A 20,182-nucleotide genomic window follows, 5' to 3' on the forward strand; every position below is an offset into this window, starting at 1 on the left:
TATCTCCATCACTTTCTATCTTACGCGTACCCCGACACCCCAAACCCCACCACAGCCATACACTCTTTCCCTCCCCGCCGCTCTTCCGATCTTCCGATCTCGATGCCGGGCGCGACCGCGCTGAGCGCCTGCCCGGCGATCGTGCCGACCAGGCCGGCCAGCGTGAACGGCCGCGCGGCGCGCGCGATCCGGTGCGACAGCAGTGCGCAACTGATCGCGATGCCGAGGATCTCGGCGCTGACGAGCGCGGTCGCGGTGCCTTCGTCGAGCCTGAAGCGCGTCATCACGGCCGCGACGAGGAACGGCGACAGGATCAGGCCGTTGGTGGCCGCGGCGAACGCGAACGCGAGACGAACGACGGCGCCGGTCGACGGATCGGGGCGCGACTGTGCGGCGGCATGCAGGGTGGCGGTGCTCATGAGGCCTCCTGGTTGGATCGCGGCCGATCTTGTGCGATGCCGGCCGTTTCGTGCATCGGGTGTGTCCCTCGGCGGGCCGGTGTGGCGCACGCGGCTGAGGCTACGCTTGCGCGTTGCGGCAGGCCGAATAGCGTGCGCAGGTACGGCGTCAGGAAGCGGCCATGCGGGTCCATCCGTTCGCGCAGCGCGAGGAAATCGTCCCAGTGCGGATAGCACGCCGCCAGCTCGGCGGCCTTCATCGCATGCACCTTGCCCCAGTGCGGCCGCCCGCCGTGATTGCGGCAGATCGCCTGCACGCCCGAGAAGTACGCGTCGAACGGCATCCCTCGATACTGGTGCACCGAGATGCGCACGCTGTCGCGGCCGTAGTCGGGGCTCAGCCAGATATCGTCGCCGCGCACCCAGCGGTATTCGAGCGGGAACATCAGCGGGAAGCTGCGGCGCGCGATGAACGCGCGGATCTCGCGCAGCGCATCGGCGCCGCGTTCGGCCGGCACCGACCACTCCATTTCGTTGAAGCGCACGCGGCGCACCGTCGACAGCATCGCGTAGCTCGCATCCACGTGGCGGCCGGCCGACACCGTCGATGCGCACATCCGGCTCAGCGCCGGGCACAGCGACGGCACGCGCCGGCCGAGCCCGCACAGCGCGCCGAACACCGTGTTCTCGAGGAACGATTCGGACGCACGGCTCGCCCAGTGCACCGCGTCGGCCGGCTCGTCGGTCATGTCCCACGCCTTGGTCAGCACGGTGTCCGTATGCGGGAACCAGTAGAACTCGAACGAGCGATGCTTCGCGATCAGCGCATCCGCTTGCGCGAGGCAGTCGTCGAGCTGCATCCCGCCGCGCTCGAGGCGCAGCTTGAACGCGGGCACGAGGCGCAGGCCGATCTCCGTCAGCACGCCGAGCGCGCCGAGCCCGATCCGGCCGCCGGCGAACAGGTCGGGATGTGTGTCGGCGCTCGCGCGGATCTCGCTGCCGTCCGCGCACATGAAGGTCAGGCTGTCGATCTGCGTCGACAGGTTGCCGAGCGTGATACCGGTGCCGTGCGTGCCGGTGCTGGTCGCGCCGGCGAGCGACTGCACGTTGATGTCGCCGAGGTTCTCCATCGCGAGGCCGTGCGCGGCGAGCGCCGGGCCCAGCGCCCACAGCCGCGTGCCGGCCTGCACGCGCGCGACGCACCGGTCGCGGTCGACGTCGATCACGCCCTGCATCGCGTCGAGCGACAGGATCACGTCGTCGGTCTGCACGAGCGGCGAGAACGAATGACCGGCACCGGCCGCGCGCACGGTGGCGCCGGCGGCCGCCGCGTCGCGCAGCACGGCCGCGAGCCCGGCGGGCGACGCAGGTGTCGACACGGTTGCATCAGGACTGCAGACATATCCCGACCAGTTGCGCCACATGGCTTTGTCTCCGTGGTTGTCGTTTGAATGGATTGAACGGTTTGAACGACGGGCCGCGTGGCCCGCTAGAAGAAGCTCTTGCCTTCGCCGCGATAGGTGGGCGCCTCGCCGACCACGCGGCCGCCGCGGATCAGCAGCAGCGTGTTGAAGCGCTCGCACAGTTCGCCGGCCTTCGCGTGGCGGAACAGGATCGGATCGCCGATCGCCGGTGCGACGCCGCGCGGCACGCGCACGGGCGTCTGCACCTCGCCCGCGCCTTCGTTGTCGATCAGCGTGCAGCCGGCTGGCAGCCACGGCCTCGGCAGGCGGCTCTTGCCGGCCGGCCCCGATGCGATATAGCCGCCGCCCGAACAGGTCACGATGCCCGGCTGCGGAATCCGCACGACCGGCAGCGCGAAACCGGCGGCCGGCTGCGCATGAAACGCCGCGTAGTGATCGAACAGCGCCGGCGCGTAGAGGCCGGAGCCGGCCGCCAGCTCGGTGACCGATGCGTCGTCGAGCGTGCTCTCGATGCTGCCGGTGCCGCCGCCGTTCACGAAGCGCAGCGCGTGGCCGGCGGCCGCGAGCGCCTGCACGGCCGCCTGGCGGCGCGCGTTGATCTCGCGCGCCGAGCGGCGCTTCAGGTGCCGCACCAGCGCGTTGCGGGCGCTGCTGCCAGGCTCCGTGTCGGCCACGCCGGCGATCTGTCCTTCATAGCCCATCAACCCGTCGAGCCGCACGTGCTGCCGCTCGGCGATGCGGTTCGCGAGCGCGAGTGCGCTGGCCGCGTCGCGCACCGGCGAGCGGTACATGCCGAAGTACAGGCCCGGATACGCGGACGACATGTCGAGATCGATCGCGAGCGGGATCGTCACGCGCGCGTCGTGGGCGATGCGGTCGATCGCGTCGACCTGCGCGGCGGCGTCGACCATCAGCGTGATCGAGCGGCCGCGCCTCAGTTGGGCGGCGACCGCGCGCAGGTCGTCGGGCTCGACGGTCGGATACGCGACGACGATGTCGTCGAACCCGCCGTCCGCGAGCCATGCGGCTTCCGCGGCCGAGTAGCACAGCAGCCCCTGCAACGGGCCGGCGGCGAGCACCGCGCCGATCAGTTCGCGCGAGCGCACCGACTTCGTCGCGAGCCGGATCGGCAGGCCGCGTGCGCGGCGCTTCAGGTCGGCGAGGTTCGCGTCGAGGCAGTCGAGGTCGACGAATGCGGCAGGTAGCCGGCGGCCCGCGAGCGCGTCGCGATAGGTCGGATAGTCGTGGACGGCGGCGGGTGCGCGATGCGGAAGGTCTGCACGGCTCATGGAACGGGCTCGGCTGGGTGGGGTGGTCGTCGCGCCGACCGTTCGGCGCGTGTCGGAAACCAGCATAGGGCTGGCCAAAATGGCGACCAAGCGCTCAGCGGGTCGTTCGACGGGTCTTATCCGGCCATCCGTATCGGTCACGCCGATGTGTGACCGTCGCGCGCCGTGCGGCTGGATCGCCGCTTGCTTGGTGTCGCGGCACAGGCGGTACGTATCGGCCCGAACCGCCGCCGGACGGGCGTGACGCGCGACATGGCGCGCCGGCCGAACGATCACGAAACGCGTTTCAAACATCTTGCGGGGCGAGGCCGCCGCGAGCAGGTTTAGTGCCGGCGTTCTAGATCCGCTTTTGACTGCCTGCCGGATTCAACCTAGAACCTACTCGCGGATGCACCGGCGAAGAACGGCATGACGTGACGAGGAGGCGACGTGAAGAAGAACAGGGCACTCTGGCGGCGCACGGGCGCGATCGCGGCGATCGGCGTGGTCGTCGTTGCAGTCTGGCGATATGAAGCGGCGACGCCGGCGCAAGCCGCGTCGTCCGGCACAGCAGCGACCACGATGGCGGGCGCGCAGCCAGGCACGGCCGATACGTTCGGCACCGGCGCCGCGACGCCTGGCCCCGAGGAGCGGCGGCTCGACGTCGACGCGCTGCGCCGCAGCCTCGCGGGGCGCCCCGATGCGGATGCCGAAGTGAAGCGCATCGTCGCGTTCGCGCGCTTTCGCGACGAGGTTGCCGCGTATGGGGATCGCCGCAACAGCATGCCGCAAGCCGAGCGCGCCGCGCTCGCGCACCGGATTCTCGACGCACTCCCCGACCATGTCGCGCGCAACGAGATCGTGCCGGTGCAGGCCGAGGCGCTGAGCGCGGCGCTGCTCACCGATACCGAAGCCGATCCCGCGACGCGCGGCGCGGCGATCCGGTCGATGCGTGCGCAATGGGACGCCTATGCGCAGCAGACGGTCGGCCCGTCGCCGGCGCAGGACCCGCGCTATCTCTCGTACGAACAGCAGAGCCGCGACGTCGTCCGGCAGGTTCAGGCGAGCGTTCCCGATCCCGACCAGCAACAAGCCGCCATCGCGCAGCGCCTGCAGGCGTTGCGGGTCCAGCTGTTCGACGGCGCTTCATCGTCCGGCGTGCACTGAGCGCCGAATCCGCGACGCCGAGGCGAAGCCCGGCGGCCGCGCCATGTCCATCGACAAGGAGGGGAGATGTCCACAGCACGAAGCCTGCTGCGCGCGGCCGTTGCCACGCTGCTCGGTTGCGCGGCACTGAACGGTCACGCCGCCGATACGACGATGCCGGATCCGGCGATTCCGTATTATTCGTGGTACGAAGTGACGTTGCCGGAGAGCACCGGTGCGTCGTGCGGCAACGGCACGCCGATGCGCTTCTACGTCAATCGCGCGCAGTCGGACAACCTGCTGTACATGATGGAGCCGGGCGGCGCGTGCTGGGACTACGGTACCTGCACGCAGACGTCGACCGGCGCCGAGGCCGGCCTCGGCGGCTTCAACCCCGACGGCATTCCGCACAACTACATGAACGGCACCGCGAACCAGAGCCTGTTGTCGTCGTTCCTGTCGCCGCTGCTCACGCGGATGGATCTCGCGCATATTCTCGTCGGCGAACCGAAGGTCGAGACGCAGCAGTGGACACAGGTTTTCGTGCCCTATTGCACCGGAGATATCCACATGGGCAGCGCGGTGCGCAACTACACGTCGCCGAGCGGCGACTGGCGACTGCAGCACTACAGCGGGCTGAAGAACATCCAGGCCGTCGCGCAGTGGCTGACGTCGCACGGTTTCGGCAAGCCGAACCGGCTGCTCGTGTACGGGATGAGCGCGGGCGGCTACGGCACGCTCGCGAACTACGCGACGCTGCGCAACACGCTGCAGCCGCAGGCGCATAGTTCGCTGCTCGACGACGCCGGCACGGTCTTCAACACGCCGTTCGACGCGGACGCGGCCACGCATCCGTCGGTCGGCCTGTACGACCGCGTGCGCACCGAGTGGGGGATGACGGGCCCCGACGGGATGATCACCGTGAACAGCCGGCTGACCCGCCATTTCGATCCGGGCAACATGGGGAGCGCGTATGCGGCGCTGTCGGCGACATTCCCGCACGACCGCTTCGGCTTCTCGAGCTACCAGCGCGACAAGATCATCGCCGCGTATCACTATCGCGCGTTCGTGCCGGCCGTGATCGCGGCGCCCGACGACGCGACGAAGGATTCACTGTCGCTCGCGATGTTCGAGCAGGAGCTGGACGGGTTGAAGCAGACGCTGAACCCGTTGCCGAACTTCGGCTATTTCATGCCGTGGGCACGCAACGACTTCATCGCCAACCACCAGGTGACGGCGGTCAGCTTCACCGGGTCGGGGATCCACGAGCACGGCATCGACGCGGATATCGGCACCTTCGTCGACAACCTGCTGAACCAGCAGGACCCGGCTGAGACACCGGTGATGAAGGCGTTCCGCACGCAGCAGGGGTCGGATTTCACGTTCTCGACGTTTCTGGCGTGGATCGACAGCATCTTCAACCTGACCGGCGAAGCGGGGCCGATCTCGGGGCACCGGGCGTGACGTGAAGCGGCGGTTCGCCCGAACGGGCGAGCGCGGCGCAGCGCGGCGGCCGGGTGTCGTGGCCGCTCGCCTGCGTCGATGCGTGGCCGTGCGGTGGAGCGGCGTTACGTTACGGCTTCACCACCGCAACCGCCGGCGCGCCTGAATCCGTGCCGGGCGCACCGTTCGACCCGTAGGCCGCTTCGGCGCTCTTGCGCTCGGCCAGCCGCTTGGCGGCCAGGCGTTCCTGCGCGGCGACGATGTCACCCGGATAGTTGTCGCCATCAGCGGCGATCGGCTCGTAGCCGACCGATTCGAGGTCGAACAGTTCCTGGCGAACCTGCGCCCGCGTGAGCGTCGAGTGCGACGACTGCGCGTACGACACGGCCGGTGCGGCGAGGAGGGCGGTGGCGGCGACGGTGGCGATGGTGACGATGATGGATTTCACGGTTTCCTCAGACGGTTTCGTTGCGGTTCGGCGCGATGGCGGCTGGCTGAACCGACGAGACAAGTTTAGGAACCCGGATCGGCCGGATAAATGCCGATTCCTGTCCAACAGTGTTCCTGAATCCGTGACAGTGGGGGAAATACGGCGTCCTTGGTGCCCGGTTCCGGGTGGGTTGATTCGCGTGGATTGCCGATCGATGCGGGGCACGCCGCCGTTGCGTCGGACCGGCTACGCACGCGATGCTCGGCGGGCAGACGCATGCCTGCCCGGCACGGCTAGTCGTCGAAACGCGGAAAAGCCCGCTGGCGCTTCATGTCCTTCAGCCATTCCTTGACGTTCGCCGGATCGTCGAACTCGCGCAGCGTCAGGTTCAGGTCGTGGATGCTGCGCTGCATGCCGGCGATGTCGCGCGTGAGCATGCGCATGATGGTATCGGGCGCGACCTTGACCGACGGCGCGATGCCGTAAGTCCGCCGGAAACCGGTCTCGACGTCCTGGATCTCCTGGTCCAGCTCGCGAAGCTGATCTTCCAGGATGCCGTTGTAGCGCGCGAGCCGATCCTCGCCGAGGCCGTTGATCGCGTGCCGGTCGATCTGTTCGATCTCCAGTTGCAGCTCCAGCAGTTGCAGGAGCTTGCCGTTCGCGTAAGCGTGGTTGACCCGCTGCATCAGCACGGTCTTGCGTTCCTGTTCCTGGGGATCGGTCTCGCGATCGGGGTGCAGCGCGCTCGCCAGCTTCCGGTAGACCTCGCGGATCGACCGGCTCGCTTCGGCCTGCTCGGCTTCGCGCTTCGCCAGCGCGGCCGATTGGCGGGGCGCTTTCTTGCGCTTGGCGCGCTGTGCCTCGCGGGCCGCGTGCTGGGCCATGTCCCGCTCGAACTGCGCGTCCAGTTCGGCCTGCATGCGCGCCATGAGTTCTTCGGGCGACAGCGCGTCGAGATCGTCTTCCTTCGTCACGCCAGGCGTCGATTCCGGCTTCGGCTTCGGCTCCGGGTCCGGCTCGGCTGCTGCGTTGCCGCCGTGATCGGCGGCGCCGTGCCGGGCGTGGATGGCCTTCAACTGCGCGTCGTCGCTGAAGTCGAGCAAGTCGCGCGCCATGCTGGCGATCATCCCGGACAGGGTGTGCTGTTCCGCCTTGCTCAAGCCTTTCTGCAGATACGCGTCGTCGAGCTGATTGAGCAACCGGATCCGCAGCGCGGTGGACGTCTGTTCGAGCGGCAACAGCTCGTCGACGAATTTCTTCTGGAAGGCCGGCATCGCGGCTTCCCACGCGCCGAGCCGCTCGCGCCGCTTCTCGATCTGCTGGACGAGCGTATTGAATGCTTTCTGGGCGTTCGACAGGCTGGCTGCCTCGTGGCCGGGCGCGATGGCGACCGCTGTTCCGCGACGTGCGGTCATGATGAATCTCCTTCGGCTGCGGCAGGACGCGCAGCAGCGCGGTATTTTAACCGGCCCGCCGTGTCTCCCTTGCCCGACGTGGCACGGCTACTCCTGGAACAACTGCCCCTGCCCGGAGATCACGCGCTCGAAGTCGTCGCGCAGGAACGGCAGGATCGCGTCGGCCACCGGCTGCAACTGGCGGCTCAGGTAGAACGCATAGTCGATCGGCGAGCGCATCGTTTCGAGCGGCTCGGGGCCGGCCGTCGTCATCACGTAGCTGATCCAGCCGCCGCGCTGATACTGCAGCGGTCGGCCCTGTGCCTGGTTGAACGCATCGGCGATCCGCGCCGCGCGCACGTGCGGCGGCACGTTGCGCTCGTACTCGCGCAGCGGCCGGCGCACGCGCTTGCGGTAGACGAGCTGGTCGTCGAATTCGCCGGCCAGCGTGCGCCGCACGGTGTCGCGGATGAAATCCTGGTACGGCTCGCGGCTGAACACGCGCCGGTACAACTCGCGCTGGAACTGCTGCGCGAGCGGCGTCCAGTCGGTGCGCACCGTTTCGAGCCCCTTGAAGACGAGGTCTTCGCCACCGTCGGTCGCTGCCGCGAGGCCCGCGTAGCGCTTCTTGCTGCCTTCCTCCGCGCCGCGCACGGTCGGCATCAGGAAGCGGCGGTAGTGCCGCTCGTATTGCAGCTCCAGCGCGCTCTCGAGCCCGAAGGTTTCGCGCAGGTGCGTTCGCCACCAGCGGTTCACGTGCTCGACGAGTGCGCGGCCCTTGGTGCCGGCTTCGTCGTCGTCGTGCGCGTGGCCGAGCCACACGAACGTCGAATCGGTGTCTCCATAGATCACTTCGTAACCCTGCGCTTCGATCAGCTCGCGCGTGCGGTGCATGATCTCGTGGCCGCGCATCGTGATCGACGACGCAAGGCGCGGATCGAAGAAGCGGCAGCCCGTCGAGCCGAGCACGCCGTAGAACGAATTCATGATGATCTTCAGCGCCTGCGACAGCGGCGCGTTGCGCTGCCGCTTCGCGTCGTCGCGGCCTTCCCACACGCGGCGCACGATATCGGGCAGGCAGTGCGCGGTACGCGAGAAGCGCGCGCCGAGAAAGCCGGGCACCGACGCGTCGTCGCCGGGATGCGCGAGCCCTTCGATCAGCCCGACCGGATCGATCAGGAACGTGCGGATGATCGACGGATAGAGGCTCTTGTAGTCGAACACGAGCACCGAGTCGTACAGCCCGGGGCGCGAATCCATCACGAAGCCGCCGGGGCTGTTCTGCCCCGTCACGTCGCCGAGGTTCGGCGCGACATAGCCGAGCCGGTGCATGCGCGGCAGGTACAGATGCGTGAAGGCCGCGACCGACCCGCCGGTGCGATCGGCCGCGAGGCCCGTCACGCTCGCGCGTTCGAGCGCGAAGGACAGCAGGTCGGCCTTGTCGAAGATGCGCGTGACGAGCTCGCAGTCCTTCAGGTTGTAGCGCGCGAGCGCCGGCTTGTCGTGATCGAAGCGGCGCTGGATTTCGTCCATCCGCTGGTACGGGTTGTCGATCGACTTGCCTTCGCCGAGCAGCGCCTGCGACACGTATTCGAGGCTGAACGACGGGAACGTCCACGTCGCGGATTTCAGCATGTCGATGCCGTCGAGGATCAGCCGGCCGGCCGCGCCCGCGAAGAAGTGGTCGGGCTGCTGGCCGTGCGCGCGCCAGTCGAGCACGCTGCCGCCGCGCCCGAGCTTCAGCGGGATGCCGTATTGCTCCGAATGGGCATGCAGGATGCGCAGGTCGAACTGCACGAGGTTCCAGCCGATCACCGCATCGGGATCGTGTTCGTCGAACCATTCGTTGAGCCGCGCGAGCATCGCGGGCCGGCTGTCGCAGTAGTCGAGGTTGAAGTCGACGGCGTTTGCGTCGTCACCGTCGCCTCCGTTCGGCGGGCCGAGCATGTAGACCTGCCGTTGCCCGCAGCCTTCGAGCGCGATCGAATACAGCTCGCCGTGCACGCTGGTTTCGATGTCGAGCGACACGCAGCGCAGCGCCGGGCGATAGCCGTCGGCGGTTTTCAGTTCGGCGCCGGTCAGCGTGCCGTCGCGATCGGGCTGCCCGCGAAACTGCACGCACGCGGTGATGAAGCGCTCCATCGCGTAGCGGTCGGGCGGCTGCACGTCGGCTTCGTAGACGTCGACGCCGGCTGCCGCGAGACGCTTCTGCAGCCCGGACAGATGGCGATAGCGCTTGCAATAGAGGCCGACGACCGGGCGTTGCCGGAAGTCGCGCAGCGCGAGCGGGCGCAACTCGGCCTCGCGCTCGCCGGCCAGCGCGCGTTCGGCGAGCGCCTGCTGTTCGGCCGGAATGAACGCGACGGCTTCCTGCGGGCGCAACCGTACGCGGCGCGGACCGTGTTCGGTTGCCAGCCAGAACTCGATCTCGATGCCGGATGCGGTGTCCCGCCAGTGGCGGGTGAGGATGAAACCCTGCTCGAACGCCGTCAAAACGCTTGCTCGCGGTGGATGCCCAGGCGGCGGATTTTAGCGCTTGGGCGGGGGAACCGCAGGCGCCGGCCGCGAGAGCGTCACGACGTCACCGCATCACGACGGCCGCATCAGTACCCGCATGCCCGGCGCGATGGACCGCGTCACGTCGCCGAACCCGACGAGGTCGACGCGCGCGGACGCTTGCCGGTCGGCCGGGGACAACCGGCTGCGGGGCTGGACGACGATCTCGCGCATCTTGTCCGGGATGCCGTCGAAGACATCCTTGGTCGTCTTTTCCCAGTTCTTCGCCATCTGCAGCCACGAATGCAGGTACCGGATCCGCGCGACCCCTTTCAGCAAATTGCCGATCTCCGGATGGTTCGGGTCGTAAGACGATCGGAAGAACTGCCCGAGTTCGGTCGCGATCCTGTCGAACCGCAGCGATTCGGCCACGCAGAACACGACAAGCGATTGCGCGAGGAAGCGGTCTTCGGGCCTGAGCATGCGCTTGTCGCCGCCCTGTATGCGCAGCAGGCCGCGAATCGCGCTGTCGAGCGAGAAGCCGCGCTCCGCATCCTCGCCGCTGGTGGCGGTTGCTTCGAACGGCATCCTGTCGAGGTTGTGCGAGTAATTCTCGAACGGATGGCCGCCAATCAGCTCGACGTACAGGTCGCGCGTGCGCATGTTCAACACGAGCGGCGGGCTGACGGTGCTGGGGAGCACGCTGACCGTGAAGGAGGGCGGCAACGCGTTCGAGCAGATCCGGTAGAACGTGTTGTCGTAGCGGATCAGGTTGGTGTCTTCCGTGACTGCGTTGCGAATGGCGGCGATCTGGGTATCCCAGGTACGCCCGACGCGCAGGATGAAATTCATGGCGATGTCTCCTGATGGCGGACCGAAAGCCCGCACGGCCGGATCGGAAATAGGTGGCGGGTACGTGTGGCGTCCCGTCGTCTCTCTCGGTTGCTCTTCTTGAGGTGCTGCCTGTGCTCACACCGATGGGGAAGTTGTTCGGTCACCTTTTCTGCGAGGAGCCGGCAACGGACGTGAGGCGAACGATCATAACAGGGCGTATGGGGCGGGGATCGCAGTTGGCGGGCGTCGTGTGGGTAGGAACGTCAAGCGGAAAGATGCGGCGTCGCATTGCGCGGAAGTCGTCGCCAGGCGTCACTGGGCTGCCGGGATACCGGTGCGAATGGGTTGTGCGGAGCAGCAGGGTGAAATTACTAAAGCCATTCATGTGGATGAATGAATAATTACAGTTTTCAATTATTTGAATTCCACCCGATTGACGTCACAGAATCGTCATTCTTAGAATCGTCAGTCAAGAACAACATAATTCTGAGAGAGGCGCTATGGATGCGCACGGCGTGATCGGGGCGATTACGGGAGGGCTGGCCCAGCAGGAGCGGCTTCTCAAACTTGATACTCCGCTTGGCAACAATGTTCTGATCCCCCATCGGGTATATGGGCAGTCCCGTATCGGTCGAGATTACCTGTTCATGATCGACTGCGTGTCGACGTCGAACGATGTCCAACTCAAGACACTGATTTCGCAGCCGATCACGCTGTGGATCCAGCAGACCGACAAGACCTATTTTCCGCACCACGGCTACGTTCATACCGCGAGAAAACTCGGCGTAGACGGTGGCCTCGCGTGCTACCAGCTCAGTTTCTCGTCGTGGCTGCATTTTCTGAAGTTCCGCCGCGACCAGCGTCACTGGCAAGACAAAAGCGTCGACGCGATCATTACCGATGTATTCAACGATCATCCGCAGGCACGCGGGATGTATCGCTTTGAACTGTCGCAACCGCTGCCTTCGCGCTCGTACTGCCGTCAGGACGAAACCGACTGGAATTTCATTCACCGGCTGCTCGAATCCGAGGGCCTGTACGGCATCTGGAAACAGGCGCAGGACGGCAAATCCCATACGCTGGTGATTACCGATCGTCTTCAGACGCTCGAGCCGCTTGCGCCGGCAACGGTCGAATTTTCCCGCGCGGGCGTTCATGGCGAAGTGGACGCGTTGACGCAGTGGGCCGGAACGCGGACGCTGCAGTCTGTCCTGTTGTCGACGCGAACATTCGACTACAAGAATCCGGCCACGCCAGCCAATCCGAAAGCGACGTCGGTTCCAACAATGGCCAATCAGGGCGATCTCCCTTCGCAGGCCGAAGTGTATGAGTATACGGGCGGCTATACGTACCCCGAGCAGGAGCGTGGCGACCATCTCAGCAAGATCCGCATGGAGGAATGGGAGTCGCAGGCCAAGCGCTACGACGGTGTCGGCGGGGTGCGCCGCATCGATGCGGGGCGGCGATTCACGCTGACCGGACATCCCGAGCATGATCAGGACGCGGCGGACCATCGGGAATTCGCGGTGCTCGAGGTCGAGTGGATCATCGTCAACAACGTGCCTCTTTCGGGGCACGAAGCAAATTACCCGCATAGCCTCTATCAGGCAGTGAAGCAGGCCGAAGCGGACGACACGGACAAGTTGTTCGCCGTGTCGCATGCCGATGGCTCGACGGGTTTCTATCGCGTTGCCATCGAAGCGCAGCGCACGTCGGTTCCGTATCACAGCCCCCTCGAACACAAAAAGCCCGAAGCAAAACTCGAATCGGCCATCGTTGCCGGTCCGAAGGGGGCGCAGGCGTATACCGACGACCTGAACCGGATCAAGGTGCTGTTCATCTGGGACCGGCACAACCAAGGCGACGAGCGTGCTTCATGCTGGGTGCGTGTCGCGCAATCCGATACCGGCGACGGGTACGGCGGCGTTCACATGCCGCGCGCGGGAGAGGAATTGCTGATTGGTCATATCGGGAACGACATCGATCGTCCGATTGCGCTACACCGGGTGTACAACGGGAGCGCGAAGCCACGATGGCATTCGAATGCCCTGCTGTCGGGTTACCGGTCTCAGGAGTTCTCGGGGAGCGGTTACAACCAGATGGTGATGGACGATTCGACGGGCCAGAACCGCGTGCACCTGTACAGCAGCAGTACGAACGCAGCGTTGCACCTGGGCTACCTGATCGACCAGACCGACAACACGCGTGGCAGTTACCTGGGCAAAGGCTTCGATCTGAGTTCGGACGCCTACGGTGCGCTGCGGGCAGGGCGAGGGCTGTTCGTCACGACGCACCCGGTCGCCAGTCAGCCGCTCGATACGACGTTGGCGACGCGTCAATTGAACGGCTCGGCGAATATCCTCGATGGCCTGTCGCAGGCAAGCGAAACGTCGAAGGCGGAAAGCCTGAAGGAGGGCCATGACACCTTCAAGGCCTTTGCCGATGCGGCGCAGCACAGCGAGTCGGGTGCGACGGGCGGTGGCGGTGTGACGGCCGGTGGAGGGACGGGCGATGCCGGCGCGTTCAAGCAGCCCGTGATCCTGGTTGCCGCGCCTGCGGGTATCGGTCTGTCGACGCAGAAGTCGACGCACGTTGCAGCCGATCAGCACGTCAATATCGTCAGCGGGCAAAGCACGCACGTTGCGACCGGCAAGTCGCTCGTCGCCAGCATTACGGAGAAACTGAGCCTGTTCGTGCAGAACGCCGGGATGAAGCTGTTCGCGGCGAAGGGGAAGATCGAGGTTCAGACCCACGCGGACAATGTCGAAGTGACGGCGCAGAAGTCGCTGTTGCTGGCGTCCGTGACCGAGAAGGTCCAGGCATCGGCACAGCAGGAAATCCTGCTGACGTCGGGCGGTGCGTACATTCGGCTGAAAGGCGGCGACATCGAGATTCATGCGCCCGGCAAGATCGACGTGAAGGGGGCGCAGCATGCGTTCAGCGGACCGACGCGCATGGACGTGACCAATCCGGCGTTCAAGGATCTGCCGACGCGACGGCTGATGCTGAATACGATGGCGTCGCCGTCCGCGACCAGTGTCGTTCCGGTGGGCATGCCGTACAAGCTTTACGCAGACGGGGCGCTGGTCAAGCAGGGCGTGTTCGACAAGACGGGGCAGTTGCCGATCGATCACCAGGTCACCACGCAGAAGTACACGCTGGAGATGGCGAATGGCGTGAAGCACGAGATTCCGGTGCCGGGTGAGTATCGGGATGCGGTGAATGGGAAACTCGCCAATCAGGGGTTTCAGTTCCTCGAGAGTTCGCCTGACGACGAAGTCGCTCCTGATCGGGCCGTCCACCGACAACAGTACAACGATCTGCTCAACCCTTCTTCGGACGCATAGCTCATGGCCATGCAGAACAATACCTTCACTACGCCGCTGGCTCTGAATCACACGTCGAACGCGACGGCGACGCTGCCATGGTTTCTGCAATTTACCGAATACGCGGCGAAGCAAGCGACATTCAGGCCCTTGGTAAACGGTAAAGAAGCATTTGAGACGCTCTATGATGTGCTCATGAAAGCACAGCACACCATCGACATCATTTGCTGGGGGTTTCAGCCGTCCATGTATTTCAAGCGCGACGGTAACTCACTTCGGATCGGAGAGTTGCTTGAGCAGAAGGGGCAGAAAGGCGTCAAGATCCGATTGCTGTGTTGGCGGGACCCGTTGTATCTCACCGAATTGGGTGAGAACAACATGCCGGGCTACGACGTGGTGACCGGGCTGAAGCAACATATATCTGACGACACCTATCGTCGGAGCACGATGTTGTCCCGTGACTATCAAACTGATGAAGAAAGAAAATTCGACGCGGAATGGTATTGGCGGGCTGACTTGAATAACGTAACAAGCGTTTCACTGGTGTCGCCCGTGACGCCCCTGAAGCCCATGGCGAAACTGGCCTACGAAAAAGCGCGTGCACTGTACTACAAAGACCACGCGCTAAAGAATGTCGACTTCGCCACTCGGGGTTTCAGTCCCGCCAATCGGGCGGAGATTGCATGGCGTACTTTCTGGCATGGGAAAGACAAGGACCGTGACCTCGAAACCAAGGCGATGAACAGCGTTGGCATGGGTGCCGGAATTCCGACACACCACCAAAAGATGGTGCTTGTTGACTATGAGGACCCGGAGAATGCCGTCGGCTTTGTGATGGGGCATAACATGCTCGATCAGTACTGGGATACGGATGATCACAGTTACAAGCCAAAGACGCCTTCGACCGGGCGAAATGGTCCAAGTCCGTGGCAAGACATCTCCAGCTATGTGACTGGTCCGGTATTGCAGTATCTGAATGCGAACTTCTGCCAGGCATGGGACGATGCCACCGGCCAGGGCCTTGGCAAGGCACGGGAGGGTCTTAAGGATCGCCTCAAGGTTCGATACGCTCCGGGCGGTGATACGCCGATGATGGCCCAGATCGCGCGCACGCAGTCCCAGAAGGGGCGACGCGACATCGAGAAGCTTTATCTGCAAGCGGTGAACAACGCAACGCAGCACATCTTTATCCAGAATCAATATTTTCGATGGCCGCCGCTTGCGGATGCAATCAAGGCGGTCGCTGCCAAGCACGTCCATTGGGGGCGTAACGTCACCAAGGATGGCCCACTGTATCTGTTTGCCATCACGAATTCGGGTGAAGAGGCAGTCGGAACCGGGACCGTCAATACTTACCGCATGCTGAATGCGTTGGGGAAGGCGCAGAGCATTCCGGGTGTCGCGGCGTTGGAGCAAGAGGACGCTCGCCAGTCAGATTTGAAGAATCAGATGGCGTCGGTTGTGGATCAGCAGTCGCAGGCAAACCAGGCGTTGCTTGGGGCGTTCGAAGTGCAAGGCATCGTCGACTCGCCGGACTCGGCAAAGCGGGTTGCCGATGCAAAGGCGAGAGTCGAACAATTGAAACAGCAACGGGAATCGATTGCATCGCAAATGAAGAGTGCGCCGCAACCTGTTCTCAACCAGGAATACGAGGGCCTCAAGGTTCATGTCTGTACGCTCGTGGCTCCGGATTCCCCGCCGGGCAACTGGGTGCCCGTCTATGTTCATGCAAAATTGATGACGATCGACGACGTGTTTACGACTCTTGGGTCGGCGAACATCAACACACGTAGCATGGAAGCGGATAGCGAACTCAATATCTGTCACGAGAATGGTGACGTGACCAAGAGACTACGCAAGCAGTTGTGGAGCCTGCACACAAACAAGGAGGGAATGCAGGATGCTCCGGCTGAGGCTTTTACCACATGGACTGATATTCTTAAGAAGAATGCGGATCGCCAGAATGGTGGCGTTAAATCTCCATACGCTTCAATCGTTCGTTTCATGCGCATGTCAAACGAACGCTCCTACAAAGATTGAAAAATGAGAAAGTCGCTCTCAATTTATGCGGTTGTGTTGCTGGCGTGTGCCTGCACCCCAAAGGAAGACTCAGTGGAATCGAATCTACCCGATATGTCGGCCGTACGGGCCAATCTTTCATTCACGTGCGTCCATGAGGCCGAACACCTTGCACCGCTTGATCCGAAGGCAGATCAGTTGTTTCAGTATGGACGGTATTTACAGAAACTTGATGGTCCAAAGGATTTCAATGAGATCGTTCGATACTATCGAATTGCTGCAGCGTATGGCCACTATAAGGCTAATTCCAATGCGCAGAAATTGATTTCTCAAGGGATGGCCAATTCCCCGGATGGAGCAAAGGAAACTGTTGAGCTTGCAAAAAAATTAGTCAATGATGGCGTTCCTGGTGGCTATTACGACATCGGGCACTACCTTGAAATAGGCTATGGGTTAAAGCAAGACACCGAGATGGCCTTGCGGTATTTCAGGAAGGCGGCCGACTTGGGAAATCCTGAGGCCCAAACCTACGTCGCTGAGCAACTCGCGCCACACGATCGGGCTCCCGATATTGCTAGGCAGATGCGACAGTGCGCTACTGATCAAGGCTATGGCGAGGCTGCCGGGGTGCTCGGAATTAATCTTCAGGAGCAAGCAAATTATCAAATGGCGGTGAAAATATTTCAGTCAGGAGTTCGGGCCGGGGATGTAACCTCTGCCTCGTATTTAAAAAATGGATTTGTTTCTTCGTCGCCCAAAGACGAACTCTATTACTTGGGCCTCTCGGTGGACACCGAGCGATCAAAGCGCTACGAAGCTATCTGGAAATTCCTGACCGATCATGAAACCAGGAACCCCAAGGTTCTCGATATCGACAAGATCGTTCCATTGCCACCCGCGAAGCTGCCACCTTGGGACGGCACATTCCAATGGCAAAAGGAGCAAGACGCAGCTACGCCGCCTCAGAAGCCTTCGGATGAGTTCATCAACGAGATGGCGAAAGCCAAGCATCTCGATCCTGCGACCGGGTTGCCGCTTCCGGGATCGGCAGACAAGACGTCACAGGTCGAGCAACCGGAAAATGTCGCGTCCCGCCTGCCGTTGGGTGCAGTGGCGCGCACCGGCCAACCTTGTCCGGAAGACGGCGTGTGGTGCGCGAAACTCGGTAGCGGTCAGGTCGGAGATACGGAACGTCGATTTCTGAAGGGAGACGCATTGCCGTCCGTCGTCGTGCATGAACCGAGAAAGCTGGCGATACTCGACAGCATGATGGGTACGCGCCAGCGCGTGGAGCACGTTTCGTGGGAACTTGTGGCATACCTTGATCAGGTTTGATCGACTCAATCCACAATGCTGCGTGGCCGCTATCGCTAGCTCGATTGCGGCCACGCGAAACAGGCTCGATCAACCATGCGCAGAACGCGTATCGTCCTCCTGATTTCGTGTCTGCTGGCAGCTTGCTCGAAGAGCGAAAATGCCGCGAGTCCGTTACCTGATGTGAGCGCGGTACGTCTGAATCTGGCCTTCGCCTGCGTCCACGAGGTCGATCATCTGCCCCCTCTCGATCCGGAGGCGGATAAATTATTTCAATACGCCCGGTATCTTGAGAAAGAAGAAGTGCAGAAAGGTCTCAACGACGTCGCTCGCTACTACCGGATTGCAGCAGCGCTCGGGCATTACAAGGCCAATCACAATCTACAAATTCTGATTTCGTCCGGGGTAGCGTCGTCACCTGACGCCGAGAAGGAGAGTGTCGAGCTTGCCGAGCAGTTGATCACGGCGGGTGTCGCTAGCGGCTATTACGATATTGGCCACTACCTGCTGAACGGCTATGGCCTCCAGCGCGATGAAACTGCCGCGCGCCGATATATTCGTAAAGCGGCTGATCTGGGCAGCGCCGATGCTCAATATTACGTTGCGAACTTGCTTGATCCGGCCGACGCTGCGCCCGACATCGCTCTTCAGATGTTTCAATGTGCAGCGGAGCAGGGTCATGCCGAGGCGGCGAACTACCTTGGCGTGAGTCTTCAGACCGACAAAAAATTCAGTGATGCTGCCAAAGCATTTCAAATGAGCGTCGCGGCAGGCAGCAGTCAATCGGCGCTCTTGCTCGAGAGCGCGTTTGATGTAAATGGTGGGAACGACCCGGTAAGCAATCTTGACGTTCACGTTGATCCTGAGCGTGTTCACCGATACAACGTCATCGGAAAATTTCTTCGAGCCAATGACGGCCGTAACCCCAAGGTCCCCGACTTGGACAAGATCGTTCCGTTGCCGCCTGCAAAGCTCCCGGCGTGGGACGGCACATTCCAGTGGCAAAAGAATCAAGACGCCGCCACACCGCCCCCGAAACCCTCGGGCGAACTCATCAACGAATTGGCAAAAGCCAAGCATCGCGACCCCGCGACGGGACTACCGCTTCCCGGCAGCCCGACATCGCACGGCTGATTACCTCATCGACCCCGGAGTCCACATGAATTCACCCACTCGGCCCGTCTCGCTACCCGGTGCGGCGGCACTCGTCGCGGCGCTCATCATCACGCTGCTGTTTCTATCCGGTCTCTACGTGCAGTTGACGAGGTTCTCGTTGGACACGCAGATGCTGGCTTTGCAACTGGCCAGTTTCATCCAGAACCTGGTATTTCGAACGGGCCTGGTTTATCTGATTGTCCGATGGCACGGGGAGCATCGCGATCAGCTTGCGTTCCGTCGCCCCGCGAGGCTGCTCGCGAGCTATGCGTTATGCCTGCTGGTCTGGCAGATCGCACAGATATTCATCGTCCAGGTGGTGCTGCTGAGTCTGGTCAGAAATGGCACCCATCTGACGGTCATCGTGAACCTCATCGCGCCGGTGAGCGCGGCCCTTTATGCGCTCGTAGCCTGGTTCGCATGGCGGCTCGTCACGCGCATGTTTCGCCACGATGCGCTCCCCGAGGCGCCGCGCGGTCGCGCGGCGCGGCCCGTTGCCGGGCTCGCGGCGTGGCTGTTCGCCAGCGTATGTCTGCTCTTGATGACGACGACGGTGCCGATGTTGCTCGACTATTTTGACGATGACCTCGCGCGCATGATGTTCGGCTACGTTGGCGCGGTTGCCGTTCCCGCGGCATTGGTCTTTGCGGGAGCGCGACTCGGCCTGCCTCGCGACCTCGTGCGACTGCACGGCTGGCGTCTGCTGGGCGCGTCGCTCGCGGCGATGGCATCCACGTCGGTGGTGTTCTATTTGGCGGTGCAGTTGCTTGGCGGCATGCTGGGAGTGGGCGTGTTGTCCGGAATGATGGCGATCGTTGTTCTTGGCTGTGCCTTTGTGGCTTGTTGGGTGTGGTTCCGCGTGTTCTACGCGTCCGTGAGCCGTGACACGGTTGAAACCCCGCAGGGCATGCCGTCGCCGTAGCTTCAGGTTGTCGTGCGCGAGTCGTTTGAGGGGCCGGATCGAATCGGAACCATGACAAACTGAATCGCACGGGTTCCTTGCTGCCGGGTCGCCGCGAAGGTGTGCGCGACGGCGGCAGCGCGTATAGTGGGGCTAGCCTTGTCGCCGGTTCCATGGAACAGTCCTCGCATTCGGGCGTGACATCGTCCGGGCGTTGGGGCGTGCGGGGGCATCGATGCCCCGGGTCGGCATGGTGGATGTGGCGTCGACTTTGAAGCAGGCAGTGCCCTGGCTTGCACGAACCGGATCCGGACGAAACGGCGCCCCCATGAAAATCGATCGCAGCTCCATTCCCTGCTACCTCGTCCTTCGCGCCGGCTGGCCCCCCTATGTATTGAATGCGGACCGCCTGGTGCTCCGCCGCGAAGCAAGCCCGATGTTGCGCGCGTTCGCACGCGCGCGCGGAGGGTTCGCGCATGTCGATGACGTCGCGTGGAACGTCTTCTCCGCCGCCGAGGGCCTTTCGGTGGTCGAGCGTCGGGAGACCGGGTTCTTTGCGCTGATCAATGGAACCGAGACCGAGCATCAACTGTGTTTGCTGGCCACCCTCTGATGTCGCCGCAGGGATGGCCGT

Annotated in this window: 15 protein-coding genes; 8 read left to right on the forward strand and 7 right to left on the reverse strand. The window is 63.5% G+C overall.

Translation table 11 applies throughout. The features are described from left to right. Positions 1 to 20: 20 nt before the first annotated feature. From G3N98_RS08730 to G3N98_RS08740, 3 genes are all read right to left on the reverse strand, one after another. Complete coding sequence (locus G3N98_RS08730; RefSeq protein ID WP_241025817.1) at positions 21 to 419, reverse strand: hypothetical protein; 399 nt, start codon at positions 417 to 419, stop codon at positions 21 to 23. Beyond that, positions 416 to 1,822, reverse strand: coding sequence for a D-arabinono-1,4-lactone oxidase (locus G3N98_RS08735; RefSeq protein WP_206147941.1), 1,407 nt, complete (start codon positions 1,820 to 1,822; stop codon positions 416 to 418). Before G3N98_RS08735 ends, G3N98_RS08730 begins: the two co-directional genes overlap by 4 nt. A gap of 65 nt (positions 1,823 to 1,887) precedes the next feature. After that, on the reverse strand, positions 1,888 to 3,111 hold the full coding sequence (locus tag G3N98_RS08740; protein ID WP_206147942.1) for an amino acid deaminase/aldolase: 1,224 nt from the start codon (positions 3,109 to 3,111) through the stop codon (positions 1,888 to 1,890). A 429-nt stretch (positions 3,112 to 3,540) separates the two neighbouring features. On the opposite strand from G3N98_RS08740, the gene plcR reads away from it, so the two are divergent. Beyond that, positions 3,541 to 4,257, forward strand: a complete 717-nt coding sequence (plcR, locus tag G3N98_RS08745; protein ID WP_206147943.1) for a phospholipase C accessory protein PlcR — start codon at positions 3,541 to 3,543, stop codon at positions 4,255 to 4,257. Positions 4,258 to 4,323: 66 nt separating this feature from the next. Beyond that, positions 4,324 to 5,700, forward strand: coding sequence for a pectin acetylesterase-family hydrolase (locus G3N98_RS08750; RefSeq protein WP_174975494.1), 1,377 nt, complete (start codon positions 4,324 to 4,326; stop codon positions 5,698 to 5,700). Between the two features lie 109 nt (positions 5,701 to 5,809). Here the strand turns inward: G3N98_RS08750 and G3N98_RS08755 are convergent, their stop codons facing one another. The 4 genes from G3N98_RS08755 to G3N98_RS08770 form a co-directional block, all read right to left on the reverse strand. Beyond that, positions 5,810 to 6,127: a DUF4148 domain-containing protein gene (locus G3N98_RS08755; protein WP_206147944.1), complete on the reverse strand. Its 318-nt coding sequence runs from the start codon at positions 6,125 to 6,127 to the stop codon at positions 5,810 to 5,812. A 275-nt stretch (positions 6,128 to 6,402) separates the two neighbouring features. After that, entirely contained in the window at positions 6,403 to 7,524 is a 1,122-nt protein-coding gene (locus G3N98_RS08760) for a J domain-containing protein (protein ID WP_206147945.1), read from the reverse strand. 87 nt (positions 7,525 to 7,611) lie between these two features. Continuing rightward, positions 7,612 to 9,996, reverse strand: a complete 2,385-nt coding sequence (locus tag G3N98_RS08765; RefSeq protein ID WP_206147946.1) for a DNA polymerase II — start codon at positions 9,994 to 9,996, stop codon at positions 7,612 to 7,614. 96 nt (positions 9,997 to 10,092) lie between these two features. After that, on the reverse strand, positions 10,093 to 10,851 hold the full coding sequence (locus tag G3N98_RS08770; RefSeq protein WP_206147947.1) for a hypothetical protein: 759 nt from the start codon (positions 10,849 to 10,851) through the stop codon (positions 10,093 to 10,095). A 482-nt stretch (positions 10,852 to 11,333) separates the two neighbouring features. Between G3N98_RS08770 and G3N98_RS08775 the strand changes: the two genes are divergently transcribed. From G3N98_RS08775 to G3N98_RS08800, 6 genes are all read left to right on the forward strand, one after another. Then, positions 11,334 to 14,180 carry a type VI secretion system Vgr family protein gene (locus tag G3N98_RS08775; protein WP_206147948.1) on the forward strand — a complete coding sequence of 949 codons (2,847 nt, stop codon included), beginning with the start codon at positions 11,334 to 11,336 and terminating at the stop codon, positions 14,178 to 14,180. A gap of 3 nt (positions 14,181 to 14,183) precedes the next feature. Then, positions 14,184 to 16,199 (forward strand): phospholipase D-like domain-containing protein, encoded by a 2,016-nt coding sequence (locus G3N98_RS08780; protein WP_206147949.1) that lies wholly within the window; start codon positions 14,184 to 14,186, stop codon positions 16,197 to 16,199. A 3-nt stretch (positions 16,200 to 16,202) separates the two neighbouring features. After that, on the forward strand, positions 16,203 to 17,513 hold the full coding sequence (locus G3N98_RS08785; RefSeq protein WP_206147950.1) for a sel1 repeat family protein: 1,311 nt from the start codon (positions 16,203 to 16,205) through the stop codon (positions 17,511 to 17,513). Between the two features lie 75 nt (positions 17,514 to 17,588). Continuing rightward, a complete protein-coding gene (locus G3N98_RS08790; protein WP_206147951.1) occupies positions 17,589 to 18,626 on the forward strand; it encodes a sel1 repeat family protein in 1,038 nt (345 codons plus the stop codon). Between the two features lie 25 nt (positions 18,627 to 18,651). Continuing rightward, a complete protein-coding gene (locus tag G3N98_RS08795; protein WP_206147994.1) occupies positions 18,652 to 19,569 on the forward strand; it encodes a hypothetical protein in 918 nt (305 codons plus the stop codon). A 307-nt stretch (positions 19,570 to 19,876) separates the two neighbouring features. Further along, positions 19,877 to 20,161 (forward strand): hypothetical protein, encoded by a 285-nt coding sequence (locus G3N98_RS08800; RefSeq protein WP_089429199.1) that lies wholly within the window; start codon positions 19,877 to 19,879, stop codon positions 20,159 to 20,161. The last annotated feature ends 21 nt before the right edge of the window (positions 20,162 to 20,182 follow it).

Source organism: Burkholderia sp. Tr-20390 (genome assembly GCF_017104595.1).
GTDB lineage: Bacteria > Pseudomonadota > Gammaproteobacteria > Burkholderiales > Burkholderiaceae > Burkholderia.

Bases quoted from the DNA above. Each gene is read 5' to 3' on its own strand.
- G3N98_RS08800 (WP_089429199.1), top strand. From the start codon at position 19,877: ATGAAAATCGATCGCAGCTCCATTCCCTGCTACCTCGTCCTTCGCGCC.
- G3N98_RS08795 (WP_206147994.1), top strand. From the start codon at position 18,652: ATGAATTCACCCACTCGGCCCGTCTCGCTACCCGGTGCGGCGGCACTC.
- G3N98_RS08750 (WP_174975494.1), top strand. From the start codon at position 4,324: ATGTCCACAGCACGAAGCCTGCTGCGCGCGGCCGTTGCCACGCTGCTC.
- G3N98_RS08785 (WP_206147950.1), top strand. From the start codon at position 16,203: ATGAGAAAGTCGCTCTCAATTTATGCGGTTGTGTTGCTGGCGTGTGCC.
- G3N98_RS08790 (WP_206147951.1), top strand. From the start codon at position 17,589: ATGCGCAGAACGCGTATCGTCCTCCTGATTTCGTGTCTGCTGGCAGCT.
- G3N98_RS08780 (WP_206147949.1), top strand. From the start codon at position 14,184: ATGGCCATGCAGAACAATACCTTCACTACGCCGCTGGCTCTGAATCAC.
- G3N98_RS08760 (WP_206147945.1), bottom strand. From the start codon at position 7,524: ATGACCGCACGTCGCGGAACAGCGGTCGCCATCGCGCCCGGCCACGAG.
- G3N98_RS08735 (WP_206147941.1), bottom strand. From the start codon at position 1,822: ATGTGGCGCAACTGGTCGGGATATGTCTGCAGTCCTGATGCAACCGTG.
- G3N98_RS08770 (WP_206147947.1), bottom strand. From the start codon at position 10,851: ATGAATTTCATCCTGCGCGTCGGGCGTACCTGGGATACCCAGATCGCC.
- G3N98_RS08730 (WP_241025817.1), bottom strand. From the start codon at position 419: ATGAGCACCGCCACCCTGCATGCCGCCGCACAGTCGCGCCCCGATCCG.
- G3N98_RS08740 (WP_206147942.1), bottom strand. From the start codon at position 3,111: ATGAGCCGTGCAGACCTTCCGCATCGCGCACCCGCCGCCGTCCACGAC.
- G3N98_RS08775 (WP_206147948.1), top strand. From the start codon at position 11,334: ATGGATGCGCACGGCGTGATCGGGGCGATTACGGGAGGGCTGGCCCAG.